The sequence below is a fragment of the Ovoidimarina sediminis genome (assembly GCF_032586175.1).
In the GTDB taxonomy this organism is placed as follows: domain Bacteria; phylum Pseudomonadota; class Alphaproteobacteria; order Rhodobacterales; family Rhodobacteraceae; genus Ovoidimarina; species Ovoidimarina sediminis.
The window spans coordinates 1-1,275 of the sequence record NZ_JAWHTE010000068.1 but is presented as its reverse complement, the minus strand read 5'-3'; the positions used below and the strand labels follow the sequence as shown (position 1 = coordinate 1,275).

General features: G+C 60.8%; 1 pseudogene. It reads left to right on the top strand.

The features are described from left to right. Positions 1-1,202 (top strand): annotated as a pseudogene (locus RXV90_RS25750) (IS3 family transposase); the annotation flags it as partial. Positions 1,203-1,275: the final 73 nt, after the last annotated feature.

The following is a 1,275-nucleotide window of genomic DNA, read 5'->3' as shown; positions in this document are numbered from 1 at the left end:
CGGCGCGAAGGAATTGCCACCAGCCTGTATTATTCCTGGTCGAAAGAGTTCCTGGAGGCCGGGAAGAAGCGCCTTGCGGGTGATACCGCGCGTCAGGCGACCAGCCCCGAGGTGAAGGAGCTGCGTTCCGAGGCTTCGGCTCTTAAGGAGGCGGTTGCCGACCTCACCCTCGAGAACCGGCTGCTCAAAAAAAGCATGCTCGGGGATGGGGGAGACGACATATGAGATACCCCGCAACCGAGAAACTCGAGATCATCCGCCTCGTCGAGCAGTCCCACTTGCCGGTGAAGAAGACGCTGGCCCAGCTCGGCATCCCGAAGACCACATTCTACCGCTGGTACGATCGCTACCTCGCTTTCGGCGAGGAAGGACTGGAAGACCGGCGCCCGCACCCCGGACGGGTTTGGAACCGCATCCCCGATGAGATCCGGCAGAATGTGGTCGAGCTTGCCCTGGATGAGCCCGAGCTGTCGCCGCGCGAGCTGGCTTTCCGCTTCACGGATACCAGAAAGCACTTCGTCTCAGAGGCTTCTGTTTATCGTATCCTGAAGGAACAGGACCTGATCCCCAGCCCGGCTTTCCACGTGATCAAGGCTGCCGAGGAGTTCCATGACAAGACGACGCGCCCCAACCAGCTCTGGCAGACCGACTTCACCTACCTCAAGGTCATCGGCTGGGGCTGGTTCTACCTCTCGACGATCCTTGATGACTACAGCCGCTACGTTGTCGCCTGGCGGCTCTGTACCACTATGAAGGCCACTGATGTTACCGACACGTTGGAGGACGCCCTGGTGGCATCAGGCTGCGACCGCGCTACCGTCGCACACCCGCCGCGGCTGCTCAGCGACAACGGCTCGTCCTACATATCCGGCGATCTGGCAACGTGGCTGGACGATCAGGGCATGGACCACGTCCGCGGCGCTCCGAACCATCCTCAGACCCAGGGCAAGATCGAGCGCTGGCACCAGACCTTGAAGAACCGCATCCTGCTTGAGAACTACTACCTCCCCGGGGCGCTGAAGCAGGCGATCGGCGACTTCATCGACCACTACAACCAGCACCGCTATCACGAAAGCCTCGGAAACCTGACGCCGGCCGATGTCTACTTCGGCAGGGCAGACTCCATCCTCAGACGACGAAAGGAGATCAAGCGAAAGACCATCGAGAAACGCCGCTTGCTGCATCGCCAGACCGCGGCATAAGCTGGAACCACAACGAGCCAGGGCCTCCGTTACAGATCAAGCCACCCTGTCCCAAATCATCTGACGACGGACA